This window comes from Paraburkholderia sp. BGA-UO-ETr-F12, assembly GCF_059567945.1.
In genome coordinates this window covers 37930-56107 of record NZ_JCAQOZ010000051.1, presented here as the reverse complement: position 1 = coordinate 56107, position 18178 = coordinate 37930, and the positions used below count along the sequence as shown (strand labels likewise).

Genomic DNA, 18178 nt, shown 5'->3' with positions numbered 1-18178 from the left:
CATCAACCTACATTGGAGTTTTTTATCGCGATTAGGCAAAGCGGCGACCTTCGATGCGACAATTCTGAGGCCGCTATGAAAGCGGTTTGCCTTGAAAATCGCCGGTTCACCGTGACGCGGTGAACTAGGCAGCGCGTCGGAGACAACGCGCCGCCGGCGATGCAGCACAACCTGATTCCGCCCACGCCTGGGTCTGAGATTTGCCTCTGAATCCACGGCGTTTGCGCGGATGACCACAAGAAATAGAAGGTGAGTTATGCGGCGCTTGCCATCGCTGATCGCGTTGCGCTTCTTTGAAGAAACGGCGCGTCACATGAGTTTCAATCGCGCGGCGGTTGCCCTTTGCGTGACACAAGGCGCGGTGAGCCGGCAGATCAAGCTGCTCGAGGAATCGCTCGGCGAAAAACTGTTTGAGCGCGATCACAAAGGTATCCGCCTGACGCCGACGGGCCTGCAACTGCTGCCCTGCCTTTCCGACGCCTTCGATACGATCGAGCGTGGTTTCCGTCAGATCACCGCAGCGAAAGGCAAACGCCGCCTCGTGCTGGCGGTACCGCCCACATTTGCGACGCAGTGGTTCTCGCCGCGGCTTGGATCGCTGGCGGACGAAATGCCGGACGTCGAACTCTCCGTGCGCACCGCGCCCACCGCGGACTGTCATTGCAACATCCGCTTTGGACGTGAGGCGCTCCCCGATGCGCATTCCGAACTGTTGATGATCGAGCGTCACGTGCTGGTCGGCGCGCCGAGCCTGCTCGGTCAACCGCTCGACATCCTGCTCGAACACATGCCGGCGCTTCATGTCCTGCATAACGATACGCGACTCGAGTTGTGGCCCAACTGGCTCGCGAAGGCCGGCATGCCCGCGCGTTACGCGGAGAATGGCATCGAGTTTTCAACGCTCGAGCAGGCGATCCGCGCTGCGCGCAAAGGTGCGGGGCTGGCGATCGTCGATCGGAACATGATCGTCGAGGAACTGGCCGATGGAAGTCTCGCGCTGTTTTCCGATATCGAGGTGACGGGGCCGTTTGGGTATTGGCTCGACGTGGCGCAAGAGCATGCCGGGTTGGAGTACGTGCAGGCGTTTGCGGGGTGGATGCGGGAAGAGGTTTTGAAGATGGGGTGAGGCGTCTTGGGTTTCGGGACGAACAGATCGGAATATTCCTACAAATTGAGAATATTCCGATGTTTATTGAGATGTCGCCGGTTCAATATCGGAATTACCTGATCGGGCCAGGGAATTTTTAATCCCAGTCACCGTTCTCAATTTGCTTGAAGAGCAGAGCGGTTATGTGCCGAAAGAAGCAACTAAGGCACTTCACACACAAGACATCCAGCGCATTGCCTTTCAGCGAGACTCAATCCAAAGTGATTCCATTATGAATACGCTTTTCAGTATCTTTCCCGCGAAAACAAGCTTGAACCCTCGGCGACGGGCACGGTACATCGTGGCAATGGCCACATGTCTGCTGGGCATCGGTACGAGCCTCTCAGCCAGCGCGGCCTGTTCTTTCCAAGGCAGCAGCTACGCGTCAGCCAACATTGCCATGGGCAGCATAACCGTGCCTGCAAATGTGGCTGTTGGCACCGTCCTAGCCACGAAGACGGCCCCGTATGACACGCTCATTGCGCACCAAGCTGCTAACTGCGATATCAGCCGCACGCAAACCTCGTCTATCGTCATGTCGGGGAGCGGAAATGCCGGCATATATCCAACGAATATTCCCGGCATCGGCGTGCGCGTCTACGTATGGTCCAGTACGACCTACTACAACACACCGACTACGGCTACCCTGGCGCCGGTGTCATGGAGTTATACGCTTCCGAGCGCTGGTGCATACGGAACGGGCTATCTCCAAATGCGCATCGACCTGGTGGCAACCGGTCCGATCAACGTCAGCAGTGGTAATGCCCTGTCTTATAGCGCTGCCTCTTGGTTCACAATGACGGACGGTATAAATCAATTGTCGCTTTCAGGTATTGCGGTAAACGGAACCGTCACCGTGCGTTCCTGTAGCGTGACCACTTCCTCGGTTGACGTAACCTTACCGAAAGTCTTCGCCAAGGACTTGAGCACCACAGGTGCGACCTCAGGAGCGACGCCGATGAAAATCGGTCTCAGTTGCTCACAAGGAACCAATGTCAAGGTGACCTTAACTGACGCATCAGACGTGTCCAACCGTTCGACCACGCTGGGGCTTGCGCCAGGCTCATCGGCGACTGGCGTCGGCATGCAAATCCTGAACGGATCGACACCAGTTGCATACGGGCCCGACTCGTCCAGTGCGGCCAACGTCAATCAATGGTCAGCCGGTACCGCTGCGGGCGGCGCCATGAACGTACCACTGACCGTCCAGTACATCCGGACGCCGGGAACATTGGTTCCAGGCATTGTTAAAGGCACGGCGACATTCACCATGTCGTATCAGTGAAACAGGCGTAAACGAAATAGGCCCCGTCACTCGACGGGGCCTTGCATGATCTATCAGCGTCCGCGTGAAAGCGCGGACATATCCTGCCTACATCGCCTTCTTGAATGGCGCGCCCGAATGTTCGCGCAATTCGTTGAACACAATCTTCGGCCACGCCTTCTGTGCGACCTCGATCTCCGACACATGCGACGCCAGATACGTCGGCGCATCCGATGCATCCAAAGCGATCCGCGCCGCATACGAATCGGTGAAACGGCGCAATTCCGCCGCATCGTCGCAAGTCACCCAACGCGACATCCGGTAACGCGCAGGCGCCATCCGCACGTCGACTTTGTATTCCGTCGACAACCGGTGCGACACCACTTCGAACTGAAGCTGCCCGACCGCACCGAGAATCATCAAGCCGCCCACTTCCGGCCGGAACACCTGAATAGCACCTTCCTCACCGAGTTGCTTCAGCGCCTCGCCGAGTTGCTTGGCTCGCATCGGATCGACCACTTCAACAGTCTGGAAAATTTCCGGCGCGAAAAACGGCAAACCGACGAACTGCAATTGCTCACCTTCGGTCAGCGTATCGCCGAGACTCAGCGTCCCGTGATTCGGGATACCGATGATGTCGCCCGGATATGCCTCACTCACCGTCTCACGGCGCTGCGACAGGAACGTCACCACGTTGTTGGCGCGGAAGGTCTTGTTCGTGCGCGTGACCTTCACGGCCATGCCGCGTTCGAAATGCCCAGAACACACGCGGATGAATGCGACGCGGTCACGATGTGCCAGGTCCATGTTCGCCTGCACCTTGAAGACGACGCCGGTGAACTTCGGCTCGTCCGGCATCACCGGACGCTGCACCGTCATACGCATCGATGGCGGCGGCGCCAGATCGACCAGCGCGTCGAGAATTTCCTTCACGCCGAAGTTATTGATTGCCGAGCCGAACAGCACCGGCGATTGCTGACCCGATAGAAACTGCTCGCGATCGAAATCCGGCGAAGCCCCGGTGATCAGGTCGATCTCTTCTTTTGCCTTCACCCAGGCATGACCGAAGCGCCGTTCGCCTTCTTCGTCGCTGAGCGCATGCAGCGTTTCGACTTCGCCACCTGCCTTATCCTGCCCGGCGCGGAACAGGCGCACCTGGTCGCGCTGGATGTCGTAGACGCCCTGGAAGTCTTTGCCCATACCGATCGGCCACGTGAACGGCACGGCGGCGACGCCCAGATGCTGTTCAATCTCGTCGAGCAGTTCGAGCGGCTCGCGCACTTCGCGATCGAGCTTATTGATGAAGGTAACGATTGGCGTCTTGCGGCTGCGGCAGACTTCGAGCAGCTTCAGCGTCTGCGCTTCGACACCATTGGCGCCGTCGATCACCATCACGGCGGCGTCGACCGCCGTCAACACACGGTACGTATCTTCCGAGAAGTCTTCGTGGCCCGGGGTGTCGAGCAGGTTGATGACGGCATCGCCGTACTCGAACTGCATGACCGAACTGGCGACGGAAATGCCGCGCTGCTTTTCGATCTCCATCCAGTCCGAGGTCGCGTAGCGATTACTCTTGCGGCCCTTCACGGTACCGGCGATCTGAATCGCGCCCGAGAACAGCAGCAGCTTTTCAGTAAGCGTGGTTTTGCCCGCGTCCGGGTGGGAAATGACCGCGAACGTGCGGCGGCGTTTGAGTTCGGAGACTGACATCGGGTCTGGCGGTCACGGATAGGGGTTCGGGCGGTCTGCGGCGGCTGCGGGCTGCTCGTCGCAGTCGATCCGCCTCGCCTCGCGCCACGGCGCTTCGATAGCAAGACGAAAACCCGCGTCGCAAGGGGCGCAGGGCCGCTCGGGAAACGGGTCACGAACGAGCGTTCGAGAAAGCAGGACTCGCCGGCGCAGAACGGCGCAAGGAGCGAATGATACACGTCATGGGGACGGTCGTAAGAAAAGGCTATGCGAAATGCCGCCCGCCGCCGCAACCCGCCCATGTCGGGCAGTGCAAGGTTGCCGCCTTCATTGGTACGACATGGTGAGCGTCGCCAGAGCCTTGACGGATCCCGCCGAAACCGCGCCCGTGCGGATATAGCGCGCGCTTAACGGCACGTTGAGCGGCCCATTCACCGATGCGCCGATCAACCATTGCCCCGGATTTCCGCTTGCCGATGAATCCGCCCCGAACGTAACAGGCGATCCCGCGGTATTCAAGACCTGAATTCCGACGCCCTTGGCCGTGGAGTCCGACGCAAGCGCAAGCGTGGTCGTGCGGTTTGCCGGATTGACCGCGTCTGACAGCGTCATGTAGACGTTCGCACCGGCCGAACACATGAAACTCAGGGAGAATGACTGGGTGCCCGCCACGGCTCCGACGCCGGATGCCATTGAACTGGTGAGCACCGGCGGAAGCCCGACGGACTTTGCGGTCTCGGTCACAGTGCACGCCGGCGTGACAATCGTGCCGCTTGCGGCGCCGGTGTAAAAATTAGCCAGAGCCTGCTCTGCCTGTCCTGCCATCTGCCAACCCACCACAACCGTGGGTACGGTGGTCAACACCGTCCCGCCCGCTGGAATGGCGCCGGTTACAACCAGACTGGGATAAAAATCCCACCCCAGCCCGCCATTAGTGCCTAGCAGCATCGTGCAGACCGACTGGATGCCGTTATTGGCGAGCGTCCCGGGGTTGGTTGCCCCAGGGCATCGCGGATGAACCTGATATCGAATGCCAATACCCGGAATGTTCGTCTGATAGACGTCGTTGAAGCCCGCCGCCAACGCGCCGGACGTGTGCATGGTGTAGATGACTTGGTCGCCGGCTATCGCGCCAAAACAACCCGCAACGGTGAACAGGACCGGCAAGGTGGCGACAGTTGTGCCAACGGCGACAGAGGGGGGAACAATGACTCGGCCTGCGCTGATCGCGTTGCCGGTGTTGCTATAGCCGGCGCAGGACAACGTCGCATGTGCCGATGTCGCTGCGAAGAACATCGCCACGACCACAACGACCAGGCCGCAAACACGGCGCCACGCGGCAACAAACCGGCCACCCATTTTTTGATCATTTCGTTCGCACACAATACCGCCCTCTTTAATTGATTGCGCGCTGCGACGGCGCGCCCGCGTCCGCACTTCTCGCGCCCGCTTCACCCACGCAATGCCCTTCCACCGACATATAAGCCGCCCCCGCCTTCCCACTCGACTTCGGCAACACATAATCAATCCGGCACTGCTCCGACGCCGCTGCGCCCCACTTCACAAACAACGCTCCTTGATCCTGCAAGCCGCGCGCGAAAATCCGGCTGTCCTGTGCGACCACACCCACGGTGTGACCGGCGTCGTCGGTGACGTCAGCGCCAAACGGCAACGCCTTGCCGCCCAGCATCGGCGCACGAACCAGCGCCGCACGGCCGTTCACGGTCTTGTACTTCAGCATCACCACCGAACCCAGGCGCGGCACGGCTTGCTCCGAGGTCGATTCGAATTCGACGTCCGTCGAGGTGCCCTTCGGGTCGATGTCGACGGTATTCACCGCATACGGCGTCAGGTAAGGCACGACCGCATAGCCACGGCTGTCGAGCTTCACGCCCGCTGCGCTCGAAACAGCCGCGCCGGCCGCGCCCGGTGCGGACACGATGCCGAACGTATCGCCCACCGTCTGCGACAAGGTCACGCCGCCCGGATGCGCGACCACTGTTCCGCTCACGCCAGCCGAAACCTGGCTCGACCCCGAACCGGTGCTCGCAGAACCCATGATTTGTGCATACGGCGCGCGGTAGACAGCGCTCACGCCAGCGTTACCGGTGTTGCTGCCACTACTATGACCATACGTGCCGTACGCGTTGTACGAGTACTCGTTGTTGTCGCCCAGCGAACCGCTCAGGTTCGCTTGCATGTTGGTGCTGCCACCCGAGCTGTTCGACAGGTTGGTCGACAGCAATGGCGCATGCTGGCTATGGCCCAACGGAATCGTTGTGCTGACGAAATACTCGTTCGACAGCGCGCCGTTCGATGAGCGCGTACGTCCCGCCGTGATGCTGTATGTGCCGTACTTGAAACTGTTCGTATAGCCGGCTTGATAGAACGTGTCGTTGCCGTTGCGATTCCAGTATTGGCGCGACGACGCGGACAGAAACACCGTGCCCTTGTCCTTGAAATTCTGGTTGACCGTGAGCTGTAGGCGATTGCGTTCGCGAAACACCGTGTTGATGTCGCCGCCGTGCGAAGCCAGGTCGCGCACCGACGCAGCGTCAGCGAGGTTCAGGTAGCCCGAAGTCGAAAAACGGTACGCAGCGACCGCAATGTTGGTGTTGGTCGGGTCAATAAACTTGCTGTAACCGATCCGCAGACTCGTACCCTGCTGCGAACCTTGCTGCGGCACCTGAGTCTGCGCGCCGGTTATGTCGGCGGAAAATGCGCCGAACTTCGTGTTGAGTGCCGCGCCCGCGTTACCCGCCATATAGCCGTTCGCCGCGATACCGCCGCCATAGACGGTAACGAGGTTCGTGAGGCCACGTTGCAATGTGAACTGCGCAAAGTTCGGCTTTGTCTCGAGAAACTGATTGCGCAACTGGCCGGCCGTCACCGAGAAACGCGTGGTCCCCGCACGCAGCGACTGTGCAACCGACGCGTACGGCACGCTGAAACTCTTGGTACGGCCGTCCGCCTCGGTCACGATCACGTCGAGGTTACCGCCGTAGCCGGTCGCGTACAGATCCTTGATCTCAAACGGGCCAGGCGAAACGCTGGTTTCGTAGATCACTTGTCCATTCTGACGCACGGTCACACGAGCGTTCGACTCCGCCACGCCTCTCACCACCGGCGCATAGCCGCGCAGCGATTCGGGCAACATACGGTCGTCTGTGGCAATCTGCGCGCCGCGGAACGCGACGCTGTCGAACACGTCGCCGGTCGTATTGCTGTCACCCAGCGTGACCTGCGAACGCAGCTTCGTCACGTCGTGCTGCAAGTAGGTGGCGATGTTGTCGAATTGCGTGCCCTGCCCCGTTCCCGCGGACAACGACGACTGATGGCGTAGATGCCAGGAGCCGATATTCACGCCCGCGTTCAGGCCCAGATAGCTCTGTGTCGAATGTGCGCCCGAACCATCCGTACGATAAGTATTCGCGTTGTAGCTAACAAAACCGGCATTGACGCCTTGCTGCCACATTTCCGGCGGCACATAGCCCCGCGCCGCATTGCTCATGTACTTTTGCGGCACCGAGAGCGTCAGCTTCTGCTCCGAGAAATCAAAGTCGAGTGACGATTCAGGCACCACGGCGGTCAGATCGACGCATTCATTTTCGCTAACGGCATGTGAACCGGCGGTACCGGTCGAGTCGGCTTCGCGCTTCGATTCGCCGCCGCTCTTGCCTTCATGAACGTCGGCGGCGTCGCCAGTCTTTGCACCGGTATCCGCCACGACCTTCGCGAAGTCCACGCCGAGGTTGCGCAGCAGCTTGCGGCTGAGACACGCGCGCGCGCCATCGCCATTGGGCTGCGCTACAAAGCGCACTTCCTCGCGCGCCACGCGCGTGCCGTTGAGCCACACGTCGACCATGTAAACGCCCGGCGATACATTGTTGCCATGCGCGAAGCGCGCGACGTCGACGGGTTGGGACGCATCGGTTCTCAGGAACGTCGTGTCGAACATGACACCCGTGGTGGGTTGGTCCGGTTCGGCTGCCTTTGCAGTTACCGATTGAAACGCTCCCACCACCCCGAAAGCCATCAAAACGACGGCCGTGACCGGGTTCAGCCCAAACGGGCCATGCTGGGAGCCGGCGCGAACATGTGACTGATAGTGAGGTGAGAGTTTCATGATTCGATTGACTTCAATTTGGCAAACAGCAGGCGTGAGTCGCCCCTTGCCAGTTGCCGGAGCAACTCGCGCTGTCTGTGAAAACTGTTTGGAGAAGGTGGCGGCTGGGCGCCGCCTCGCGTCAGGCCTTCGTCTTACTGACCGAGTTGCGCCTCGCCCGGCATCGCGCCGCCGTAGTCGCTAATCGCGGTGAAGTGAACAGTCGAGCCTGCACCAACCGCATTCATCTTCGCGATTGGAAATACCTCGGTGGCATGCGGAGCAACCATGCCGCCCGTTTCGTTCTTGAACGTGTGGCCGCTGCTGACGACGTCGATCTCGCTAAACGACACGTGATACGCCGTCGGATTCGAAACGCTGACCGCCTGTCCCTTGCCATCCGCGGACGGCACGACCTTCCAGCTCAACTGTGCGGGTGCCTCTTCCGGCTTGCCCGGCAGCTTCGACGGGCGCACGAAAACCTTGATACGGGTGCGGAATGCCAGTTGCAGCACGTTCTGTTCGCCGCTGTTGGCCGCCTTCGGCGGAATGTCCAGCACGTTGAGCCAGAACACCGATTCGCGATCCGTCGGCAATGCTTCTCCGCTGTACATCACGCGAAGTGTTTGCGACTTCCGCGGGTCCATCCGGAAAATCGGCGGCGTGATGACAAAAGGCACGTGAATATCGCCCGGCTTTGCATCGGCATTGCCTTCGTCCATCCACACCTGGACCAGCGACGGCTCGCGGCTGTCGTTATCCAGCTTGACTGTCACTTCGCGCTGGTCGAGCGGATACACCACACGCGTTCCGCCGATCGTCACGCTTGCATCTGCGCTGCCTGCCAGCAACGCACAGGCAAAACCGAGTCCTATCGCCATTCGACCGAGCACTTTCATGTCATTCACCTTTTTTGATCAATCTCGAAATAGAGCCGCAAAAAAGAGGCGCTCGCATATGCGAACGCCTCCGTTCGCCGTATTACTGGTACTGCATCGTGTACTGCACCGACGTGTTCACGGCACCTGCGGTGGCGCCGCCCTTCGAGTAGTACTGAGCGAAGTACTTCAGCGCCGCGCTACCGCTGGCGATCGTCGCACCGTTGTTGGTGAGGTCGTTGTTCGCGCCCGTGGTGATATTGATCGGCAGCATGTTCGCGTTCAGCAAACGCACTTGCACGTTGGTTGCACCGCCTGCCGCCTGGTTGTTCAGATAGCCGGAGGTTTGATCGACGTTCGGACCGTTTTCAAAACGTGCAACCGCCTTGGTCGCGGTACCCGTACAGCCGCTCAGGCTGAAGGCCAGGTCGGTCGGGCTCGACGTGCCGCCCACAGCACCTGCAGCAGCCAGCGAGTTGGCCGAAACCGCCGGCAGTACGATGGCCTTGTCGGCAGCCGTACCGGCCGCTGCGCCGTTGACCGAGCATGTGCTATCCGACACCGTGCCGGTAATCGTGATCGTGCCGTCAGCTGCGTGAGCGCCGATCGATGCGAGACCCAACAGGCTGCCTGCGACGACGAGCGTAGGGAGGAAAGACTTTTTCATTGTTACTGCTCCACTTGGTTAAAAGGTCGTGGTCAAATTCGACGACGAATCTGTGCTCATCACTCATTCGTCGCTCGCCTTCGCCGTTTCAATGTCTTTTGGCACCGCCAGTTATGGCTGTCCTTCAGTTGCGATTGAAATCATGTTCAGGGCGTAATTGAATGTTAGGGTTTTGCCTTACAGGTGTATCTCAGAGCATTCTTAATTTTTAAGATTGTTCTTCCGAACTTTTCGGGTTTATCTGACAAGTTCCTATTTATGAGACGCGAAGCAGTGCAATTCGCTGGGCACCAACGAAAAAAGCCCGAAGCGTCATTCAGACGCTTCGGGCTCTCCAGGAACCGGGATAATGCAGTGCCGCGCTATCCGCGCGCTGCCTCGTTCAAAGTCAAATGCCTGGTCTCCGGCGCCCACGCAATCGACACCATCATCCCGACGAACAAAACAAACGCCAGCGCCATCATGGTGGCGTGAAAACCAAGCTGTACGATCCCGAGCGGCAGCAGGAACGTGCCGACCGCGGATCCGAGCCGGCTACATGCAATGGCGAGCCCGACCCCACATGCGCGCACTTCGGTCGGAAAGCACTCCGGCGGAAACACGCCCACCAGATTAGAGAATGCAGACATCGTGAGCGTGAACAACGCAAACGCCACGATCACGCCAAGCGTCGCCGATTCCGGCAGCACACTCAACGCAATCAGTGACAAACACGTCACCGCGAACGAGCCGATCAGAAACACGCGCCGCGGCAACTTGATCGTCAGCCAGATGCCGATCAGTGCGCCAAGCACGAGAAAGCCGTTCAGCAGGAAATCCGCGCCCGAATCATTGTTCAAATGAATCGCCTTGAGGATGGTCGGCAGAAACGTGTAGATCGCGAAATACGGGATCACAAGGCAGACAAAGAACGCGCAATTGAAAATCGTCCGGCGAATCAGGTCCTTTTTGAACAGACGCATAAAGCCGCCAGGCATTTGCGTGTGGTCGTCATGCGCGCCGTCGAGTGTCACGTTCGCACCGAAATGCTTCAACACGATCGCCTTGGCTTCCTCGGCGCGTCCCTTGCCGTGCAGCCAGCGCGGCGACTCGGGGGTGCCCATGCGCAGAATCAGCACCAGCAAGGCCGGGAAGCCAGCCGATGCGAGCAGCCAGCGCCATGCGTCCGGAGAGGCATCCGCGTAATGCATGCCGAGTACGTTGGCCGCCACGTAGCCAATCGTCCACACCACGCTGAATGACCCCAGCAAGGTGCCGCGATGCTTGCGTGGCGAAAATTCAGCGAGAATCGCGTGCCCGACGGCAAAGTCGCCTCCCATCCCGAAACCGATCAGCACACGCAGCAAACACAACTCCAGAGGCGAGCGTACGTAGAACTGCGCGAAAGCCGCCAAGGTGATGATCAGGAAGCTCAGCAGAAAGATTTTCTGTCGTCCGAGACGATCCGACAGCCAGCCGAACACAAGACTGCCGAGAAAAATGCCCATCAGCGCGGAACTGCCGATCATGCCCATCCAGAAAGCGTCGAGCGGCATCTGCCGGTTCAGCGACGCGAGCGCATAGCCGATCGTCCCCAGCGCAAAGCCCTCGGTAAAATGCGCGCCAAAGGTCAAACCCGCGATCTTGATATGAAACGCGTTCAACGGAACGTCGTCGAGAGGAATAGCTGCGTGCGCCGAGGGTATCGCGGCGCGCGGCGGAGTGGCAACGAGACCGATGGCGGCCACCTGGGAATCCTGATTACTCACAGTGTCTCCTTCGTTATGTTGACGGCCATTACGCGGGCGACATGGCATCATTCACCCGCAATGGCCGCGCATGTCCGTCGCACAGGCTGCGCCACGCGCGGCGGACACATGAGCACCTGAGTCGGGGCTAGCCGCGCAGGCCGCCCATCATCATGTACTTCAGTTCGGTGTATTCGTCGAGACCGTACTTCGACCCTTCCCGCCCGAGGCCCGATTGCTTGACGCCGCCGAACGGCGCAACTTCGGTCGATAAGATGCCTTCGTTGATGCCGACCATGCCGCTTTCCAACGCCTCGCCGACCCGCCATGCACGCGCCAGATCACGTGTGTAGAAATAGGCGGAGAGGCCGAACGGCGTGTCGTTCGCAGCCGCGATCGCCTCTTCTTCGGTGTGGAAACGGAAACACGCCGCGACCGGCCCAAAGGTTTCTTCCGACGCGATCAGCATCGAGCCGGATGCATCCGCCAATACCGTCGGTTCGTAGAACGTGCCGCCGAGCTCATGCGGCTTGCCGCCGGTCAGCACCGTCGCGCCTTTCTGCAGCGCGTCGGCAACGTGCGCTTCCACCTTGCGCAGCGCCGCCTGATTGATCAGCGGACCTTGCTCGACATCGCCCTGTAACGCATTGCCGACGCGCATCTTGCGCACCGCCGCGGTCAACGCCTGCGTGAATGCGTCGTAAATGCCGTCTTGCACGTAAAAGCGATTCACGCAGACACAGGTTTGCCCGGTATTCCGGAATTTCGATGCCATCGCGCCTTGCACGGCCGCGTCGAGGTCAGCATCGTCGAATACGATGAACGGCGCGTTGCCACCCAACTCCAGCGACAGCTTCTTTAGCGTGTCCGCCGATTGCTTCGCCAGCAGTTTGCCGACGCGTGTCGAACCGGTGAACGACAATTTGCGCACCACCTCGGACGCCGTCAGCACGCCGCCGATTTCGATCGCATCGCCGGACACGATGTTGAACACCCCGGCCGGAATCCCGGCCTTCTCAGCGAGCACCGCCAATGCGAACGCCGACAACGGCGTCTCCTCGGACGGTTTGAGCACCATAGTGCAGCCCGCCGCGAGTGCCGGTCCGGCCTTGCGCGTAATCATGGCGAGCGGGAAATTCCACGGCGTAATCGCCGCGACCACGCCCACGGGTTCGCGCGTCACGATGATTTTCGCGTTGGGATTCGGACTCGGAATCACGTCGCCGTAACTGCGCTTTGCCTCCTCCGCGAACCATTCGAAGAAACTCGCGGCGTAGCCAACTTCGCCGCGCGCCTCCGCGAGCGGCTTGCCTTGCTCGAGCGTCAGCAGTTCGGCCAGTGCCTCGCGGTGTTCGAGCATCAACTCACCCCATCGCCTGACGCGGGCACCGCGCTCTTTCGCCGTGAGTTTCCGCCATGCAGGAAGCGCACGCTCGGCCGCTGCAATGGCCTGGGTGGTTTCCGCAGCGCCGCCCTTGGCCACTTGAGCGATGACCTCACCCGTCGCCGGATTCAGGACGGGATACCGCGTCGCACTTTCGTACCATTCGCCACCGATATAGTGGCCAGTCCGCAAAAACTCATTCATGCCGCTTTCTCCAAAGTTTCGACGAAGCTGCCTTGCGCAAGCCGTGGCTCACGCGCGATGCGTTTGCCGGCGGTGTAGTCGTTGATCAGATCGCACGGTGTGTAATTGCGCTCGAGTTCGAACAGTTCGTCGTCGGACAGCTTCGTGCTCAACGCGGCCAATGCGCTATCGAATTGGGCCGGCGTATCCGCGCCCACCAGCATGCTCGCCACGCCGCCGTGATTCAGCACCCAGGCTTGCGCGATCTGCGCAGCCGACACGCCACGCCGCACGGCCACCCGCGCCACCGAAGCGGCAATCTCACGCGAAGCCACATCGCCATACATTTGCGCAGTGAAGAAGTCAGTCTGGTTACGCGTCGAATTCGGCTCGCAGGTCAGCAGACCCCGCGCCAACGGACTGAACACCGACACGCCGACGCCCTGATCCTGGCAGTACGGAATCATTTCGCGCTCTTCCTCGCGATAGGCAAGGTTCAGTTGCAACTGCATGTTGATCGGCTTGTGCCAGCCGTTGCGCTCGCACACCTGCATGATTTTGGCGAACTGCCACGTGTACATCGTCGACACGCCGATATAGCGGGCCTTGCCGGCGCGGACGATATCGTTCAACGCGCCCATGGTTTCTTCGACCGGCGTATTCACGTCGAAGAAATGCAGCATGTAGATATCGACGTAATCCATGCCGAGCCGCGTAAGCGAAGCGTCGATACCATCCATGATGTGTTTGCGCGAATGACCACCGGCGTTCTGATACGTGCCCATGTCGTAGCCAACCTTGGTCGTCACGACAATTTCCTCGCGGCGTGCGATGCGCTTCAGAATCCGGCCCACCACTTCTTCACCGACACCGGTCGAATAGAAATCAGCGAGGTCGATAAAGTTGACACCGGCTTCGAGCGCGTGGCGCACGATCGGCTCGCTTTGCGCCTCGTCGAAAATCCACGGCTTCCATTGCGGCGTGCCCATATTCATCGTGCCGAGACACAGGCGCGAAACTTTGAGGCCCGATTGGCCGAGGCGAATGTATTCCATCGTGCTTATCTCCTTGCTGATCGCATCCAGTTGCGCCGTCGATTGCGCGGCACTCACGGCGCGCGAACCGCGTTGCGCGTGATTAACGTTGTTTGGGGGTGTAGAACGGATTCGATACGTCGCGCGCGGCGGCGAACACTTCATCACGATGCGGCAGCCCCTTCATCGCCGCGAGGATCGCGTTTTTGCACGCACGGTAGTTGTTGTCGAAGACGGCGTCGAGATTATCCGTGGCCGGATTGACCCAGTTCGCCGACACCACCACCCAATCGTTTTCCGCTTCGGGCGGCAGCGTGCCGTTCTCGAGCGACTCCGCTACCGCCTTCGCAATACCGGCTTGCGAAGCGCCCCACGTCGCGTTGCCGTGGAAGTCACTGCCGATCTGCGCCTTGTTCACATACAGCGTGAGCGGCTTGGTCGGCACGCCTGGCCTCGCGATCACGACGAACGGCGCGTGCCCCGCGGAAGGCGTCGCCAACGCGGTGGCGAAAGCCTGACCCGCAGGCCCGTTGCGCGGGCCGACGAGCACGTTGATGTGCGCGAGGTTGACGCCTGGGCCTTCGAATCCTTCGCCGATAAAGAGTTGCTTGTCTGTCGATACGCTCATGGTCTATCCGTCGGGGGTGAGTAGATGACCCATTGTGCTGTCGGGTCTTCGCGACCATGTATCGATGAGTTTTGATCCAGGGTATGAGGCGAACTCATCTCCGGGTTTGCCCGAGCACCCTGCATGGCGACGACGCGACGCACTGCGCCGCGCATCCGGACACGCGCAAAGGTGAGGGTTTTCGGGACTCGCGATTGCGAACCTCGAATGGGGATGAAAAGTGAAGACACCACGAGCCGCTCACGCACTCATGGCGTGAGATTCATTGGTCGGCCAACGTCAGGGGAAAAGGTAGTAGCGCAACCGGGCGACCCGCCACGCGATGCTTCGCATAGCCTGGGAAAGCCCGTCAGCAAAGGCTGGCGCGGGTTTCGAGGACGGCGGCCCGTTACGCCAGCCCGCAGAGATGAGCGCACCGCAAGGTGCGTCGTCCGACAAAACCAGGCTCACCGAAACAATCCGTCCTGACACGAGGCAGCGCGTGAAATCCGCGCTGCGCGTTGCAAGCTCCGGCGAAAGGTGAGCGTTTTCGGGACCCTCTCAGCGGTGCAAGAAAAACTTTGCGCAAGCTCACTTCAGAAAAATCAGGCGCGTTGCGCGCATGCGCGACGCTCGACATATCTTCAACCTTCGATCAGAAAGCGCTCGCGATTCTTGCCCACAAGCCAGCCAGGCGAACGGCCTCGGCCGGTCCACGTCTCGCCTGTTTTCGGATTGCGGTACTTGGCTACCGAAGCGGTTTTGCGTGCTGCCGCATGCTTCTTCGTAAAACCCAGCTCTTCCGCTGTCAGGTCGTAGTCGGCAATCTTCTGCTTGATGTCGGCGATCGCCTGCGCGATTTCTTTTTCGCGCGCCGCGGCGACTTCCTTATGGAGCTTTTCGAGTTGCGCGGTCAACTGCTTGTAGGTGGCCATGGCAGGTACTCCGATCGATTTGACGAGCCGCTGTGCGCGGACGCCCCAGAAGAAGTCCCCCGCCCCGAAGGAAGTCCCGTAGGGGATTGGAGGACACTATCAGACGAAAAAAGTGCCGGATAGAGAGACCCGCAAGGCGACTCTCGTCAGGCGGCCCGCATAAGGTGCGTTCGCGCCGGGTGGCACGGTTACCCGCGGTTCAGGATGGCCGGTTCAACTGCCGTGGCCAATGCACTCAATCGTCAATTGCATCGTACACGCGGCGTTCAAAATCGAGCGACATCGGGAAGGGTTCGACGGCCCGCCGCTGAATCAGCATGATACCGATCAGGTTTTCCACCGGATCGGCAAACCAACTGGTGCCATACGCGCCCGGCCAGCCGAACGAACCTGCCGAGCGGTAGCCGAGCGGCAACTGCTGCGCCGGATCGTCGACGATGGACAGACCGAGGCCAAAACCCTGACCCGCCCACATCACCTGGCCGAACGCCGGCACACGACGCTGGTCGCGGGTCAGAAAATTCGAGCGCATCAGATCGACCGAGCGATGCGACAGCAAACGTGTCGAGCCGACGCGCCCCCGCCCGAGCAATAGCTGCGCGAATTGCAGATAGTCCTGCGCGGTCGAGACAAGGCCACCGCCACCGCTCTGGAACCGGTCAGGATTTGCCCAGCGGCTTGCCGACGGATGATCTTCGATCACGCGCCGCTGCGTGCCCGGCGCGACGCCATAAGCCGTCGCCAAACGCGCGAGCTGCGCGTCGGGCACCCAGAACGCCGTGTCGCGCATGCCCAGCGGTTCGAAGATCCGCGTCCGGAAAAAGTCGCCGAGCCGCATGCCGCTGACTCGTTCGATCAGCACGCCGAGAATGTCGGTCGCGATGCCGTAGTGCCAGCGCGAGCCGGGTTGAAACATCAACGGCAAACTGGCTATACGTTTTAACCACGCGTTCGCGTCGCCGCGCGCTTCAATACCGTTGAAGGCCGCCGCGTAAGCCTCGGCCAACGGACCGGTGGCGGTGAAGTGATAGGGATAGCCGGCACGATGCGTGAGCAGATCGAGCACGGTAAGCGGCGTTCTGGCGGGGTCGGTTTCGTCGAGCGGGCCGGTAGGGTCGCGCAGCACGCGCGGCGCCGCCAGCTCAGGCAGCCACATGGAAACCGGTGTATCGAGTGCGAGGCGATCCTCTTCGACCAGCATCAGGATCGCCGCGCTCGTAACCGGCTTGGTCATCGAGGCGATACGAAACAGCGTATCGCGCTCCATGGACAATTGCGCCGCTTCGTCACGCAGGCCGAGCGGCTCGAAATAGCCGATCTCACCGCGCCGCCAGACCAGCGAAACGACGCCCGCCACCTCGTCGCGCTCCACATAGCCTTGCATGGCGTTCGTGAGCGCCGTCAGCCTGACGGTTGAAAGTCCTGCAGGTTGCATGCTCCTCCTGATCCCAAATGTTACGTTCCCTTATTTTTCAGGAAACGTTACCCGATCAGGCGGTACACGTCACCCTCCCTCCTGAGGGGGGTCACGCCTTTTTCCGCCCCTCCAATGCCGTCAGGGCTGCATCGAGCCGTTTGACGCGACTGGCCTGCGCCGGCACCAGGGCCGCCCCGGACACCAAAGCGATGCGGTTGCGCCAATAGGACAGTGGGATGCGGTCTTCTGCAGAGATATGTGAAATTACATGCTCAAGATGTTCGATATCTTTTTCGAGTTGATGATGATTCATTGTTTTCCCCGGAATTACGCATTGGACTCGTTTAAAAAGCATAAAGCATGCCGCAATTACATCATCCAGCCACTCAAACGGAAAAACTTTCTTGCGCCGTTAATCCGGCCTGCCGTAACTCGGCAAAATCTTCATATATGTTTTAACGCTGAGCCCGCCAGACGAGGATACTGCCCGGAATCTTCACGTTCCGTTAGGTGCCGCACCGACCCGGCTTAATGGAGAACCCGGAGCGCTTTATGATCGGCACGGACAATATAAGCAATGACTTGGGAGCAGTTCAATAAATACGCAACGCGCATGATAACCGTTTTCAGAAATGCGCATTGAAGCCAGGTATTGATAACGACCATATGCGTATTGGGCAACGTCAACTCGCCGCATGGCCGGATTTGGCCGCTAAAAGGGGTTTGCACTAAGAGGGGAGACGCCCGCCGTCACGCCTGCGCGGCGGGAATAAGGAAAGGAAATTGTCATTCCCGTTACGCCGGCTGTTGGCTGGCATAACGTTATTTTGCGCGACAGGCGTATATCAGACTGAGCGTGCCGTTATCGCTGGATTGGCGCACGATGTCGAAAGCACCGCCACAAGCCGCGTTTGCCTGCTGCGAGCAGGAGTCGGAGCCGACTGGACATTGGACCAGCGTAGTCGGTCGGCCGTCGGATAGAAACAGCGGCGCGCTGCTGCTGCAACCACCCAGAATAGCGATTGCGGGAAGCGCCAGCGCCGCACAGGCCCGGCGCGCGAAAAGGGAAAGGCTGTGTTTCATTTGAAACCCCGATCACGTCTTGTTTTTCGATCAAGCGATTGTGCCACGCGGCCATTGC

15 protein-coding genes are annotated in these 18178 nt (G+C 60.2%); 2 read left to right on the top strand and 13 right to left on the bottom strand.

The window, feature by feature from the left end; translation table 11 throughout:
- Nucleotides 1-256 precede the first annotated feature (256 nt).
- Together AC57B6_RS22365 and AC57B6_RS22360 are read left to right on the top strand one after the other, a co-directional pair.
- Nucleotides 257-1126, top strand: a complete 870-nt coding sequence (locus AC57B6_RS22365; RefSeq protein WP_046572043.1) for a LysR substrate-binding domain-containing protein — start codon at nucleotides 257-259, stop codon at nucleotides 1124-1126.
- Nucleotides 1127-1268: 142 nt separating this feature from the next.
- Nucleotides 1269-2432: a fimbrial protein gene (locus AC57B6_RS22360; protein ID WP_281664050.1), complete on the top strand. Its 1164-nt coding sequence runs from the start codon at nucleotides 1269-1271 to the stop codon at nucleotides 2430-2432.
- A gap of 87 nt (nucleotides 2433-2519) precedes the next feature.
- On the opposite strand, the gene AC57B6_RS22355 is transcribed toward AC57B6_RS22360, so the two are convergent.
- The 13 genes from AC57B6_RS22355 to AC57B6_RS22295 all read right to left on the bottom strand — a co-directional run bounded on the left by AC57B6_RS22355 (nucleotide 2520) and on the right by AC57B6_RS22295 (nucleotide 18120).
- A complete protein-coding gene (locus tag AC57B6_RS22355) occupies nucleotides 2520-4121 on the bottom strand; it encodes a peptide chain release factor 3 (protein WP_025496032.1) in 1602 nt (533 codons plus the stop codon).
- A 306-nt stretch (nucleotides 4122-4427) separates the two neighbouring features.
- Nucleotides 4428-5459 (bottom strand): fimbrial protein, encoded by a 1032-nt coding sequence (locus AC57B6_RS22350; RefSeq protein ID WP_496422131.1) that lies wholly within the window; start codon nucleotides 5457-5459, stop codon nucleotides 4428-4430.
- Between the two features lie 37 nt (nucleotides 5460-5496).
- Entirely contained in the window at nucleotides 5497-8226 is a 2730-nt protein-coding gene (locus AC57B6_RS22345) for a fimbria/pilus outer membrane usher protein (protein WP_496422130.1), read from the bottom strand.
- Between the two features lie 134 nt (nucleotides 8227-8360).
- Complete coding sequence (locus tag AC57B6_RS22340; RefSeq protein WP_025496029.1) at nucleotides 8361-9104, bottom strand: fimbrial biogenesis chaperone; 744 nt, start codon at nucleotides 9102-9104, stop codon at nucleotides 8361-8363.
- An 82-nt stretch (nucleotides 9105-9186) separates the two neighbouring features.
- Nucleotides 9187-9750 carry a fimbrial protein gene (locus AC57B6_RS22335; protein ID WP_025496028.1) on the bottom strand — a complete coding sequence of 188 codons (564 nt, stop codon included), beginning with the start codon at nucleotides 9748-9750 and terminating at the stop codon, nucleotides 9187-9189.
- 362 nt (nucleotides 9751-10112) lie between these two features.
- Nucleotides 10113-11498, bottom strand: coding sequence for an MFS transporter (locus AC57B6_RS22330; RefSeq protein ID WP_496422129.1), 1386 nt, complete (start codon nucleotides 11496-11498; stop codon nucleotides 10113-10115).
- A gap of 127 nt (nucleotides 11499-11625) precedes the next feature.
- Nucleotides 11626-13065, bottom strand: a complete 1440-nt coding sequence (locus tag AC57B6_RS22325) for an NAD-dependent succinate-semialdehyde dehydrogenase (RefSeq protein WP_028196050.1) — start codon at nucleotides 13063-13065, stop codon at nucleotides 11626-11628.
- Nucleotides 13062-14099 (bottom strand): aldo/keto reductase, encoded by a 1038-nt coding sequence (locus AC57B6_RS22320; protein WP_496422128.1) that lies wholly within the window; start codon nucleotides 14097-14099, stop codon nucleotides 13062-13064. Before AC57B6_RS22320 ends, AC57B6_RS22325 begins: the two co-directional genes overlap by 4 nt.
- 82 nt (nucleotides 14100-14181) lie before the next feature.
- Nucleotides 14182-14706, bottom strand: coding sequence for a formaldehyde-activating enzyme (gene fae / locus AC57B6_RS22315; RefSeq protein WP_028196048.1), 525 nt, complete (start codon nucleotides 14704-14706; stop codon nucleotides 14182-14184).
- A 623-nt stretch (nucleotides 14707-15329) separates the two neighbouring features.
- Entirely contained in the window at nucleotides 15330-15620 is a 291-nt protein-coding gene (locus AC57B6_RS22310) for an H-NS histone family protein (RefSeq protein ID WP_454808405.1), read from the bottom strand.
- 235 nt (nucleotides 15621-15855) lie between these two features.
- Nucleotides 15856-17055, bottom strand: a complete 1200-nt coding sequence (locus tag AC57B6_RS22305; RefSeq protein ID WP_496422127.1) for a serine hydrolase domain-containing protein — start codon at nucleotides 17053-17055, stop codon at nucleotides 15856-15858.
- Nucleotides 17056-17146: 91 nt separating this feature from the next.
- Nucleotides 17147-17350: a hypothetical protein gene (locus AC57B6_RS22300; RefSeq protein ID WP_028196045.1), complete on the bottom strand. Its 204-nt coding sequence runs from the start codon at nucleotides 17348-17350 to the stop codon at nucleotides 17147-17149.
- A gap of 509 nt (nucleotides 17351-17859) precedes the next feature.
- Nucleotides 17860-18120, bottom strand: a complete 261-nt coding sequence (locus AC57B6_RS22295) for a hypothetical protein (RefSeq protein ID WP_496422126.1) — start codon at nucleotides 18118-18120, stop codon at nucleotides 17860-17862.
- Nucleotides 18121-18178: the final 58 nt, after the last annotated feature.

Coding starts and splice junctions, on each gene's coding strand:
- AC57B6_RS22365 (WP_046572043.1), top strand. CDS start 257: ATGCGGCGCTTGCCATCGCTGATCGCGTTGCGCTTCTTTGAAGAAACG.
- AC57B6_RS22355 (WP_025496032.1), bottom strand. CDS start 4,121: ATGTCAGTCTCCGAACTCAAACGCCGCCGCACGTTCGCGGTCATTTCC.
- AC57B6_RS22350 (WP_496422131.1), bottom strand. CDS start 5,459: ATGGGTGGCCGGTTTGTTGCCGCGTGGCGCCGTGTTTGCGGCCTGGTC.
- AC57B6_RS22345 (WP_496422130.1), bottom strand. CDS start 8,226: ATGAAACTCTCACCTCACTATCAGTCACATGTTCGCGCCGGCTCCCAG.
- AC57B6_RS22340 (WP_025496029.1), bottom strand. CDS start 9,104: ATGAAAGTGCTCGGTCGAATGGCGATAGGACTCGGTTTTGCCTGTGCG.
- AC57B6_RS22335 (WP_025496028.1), bottom strand. CDS start 9,750: ATGAAAAAGTCTTTCCTCCCTACGCTCGTCGTCGCAGGCAGCCTGTTG.
- AC57B6_RS22325 (WP_028196050.1), bottom strand. CDS start 13,065: ATGAATGAGTTTTTGCGGACTGGCCACTATATCGGTGGCGAATGGTAC.
- AC57B6_RS22320 (WP_496422128.1), bottom strand. CDS start 14,099: ATGGAATACATTCGCCTCGGCCAATCGGGCCTCAAAGTTTCGCGCCTG.
- fae (WP_028196048.1), bottom strand. CDS start 14,706: ATGAGCGTATCGACAGACAAGCAACTCTTTATCGGCGAAGGATTCGAA.
- AC57B6_RS22310 (WP_454808405.1), bottom strand. CDS start 15,620: ATGGCCACCTACAAGCAGTTGACCGCGCAACTCGAAAAGCTCCATAAG.
- AC57B6_RS22305 (WP_496422127.1), bottom strand. CDS start 17,055: ATGCAACCTGCAGGACTTTCAACCGTCAGGCTGACGGCGCTCACGAAC.
- AC57B6_RS22300 (WP_028196045.1), bottom strand. CDS start 17,350: ATGAATCATCATCAACTCGAAAAAGATATCGAACATCTTGAGCATGTA.
- AC57B6_RS22295 (WP_496422126.1), bottom strand. CDS start 18,120: ATGAAACACAGCCTTTCCCTTTTCGCGCGCCGGGCCTGTGCGGCGCTG.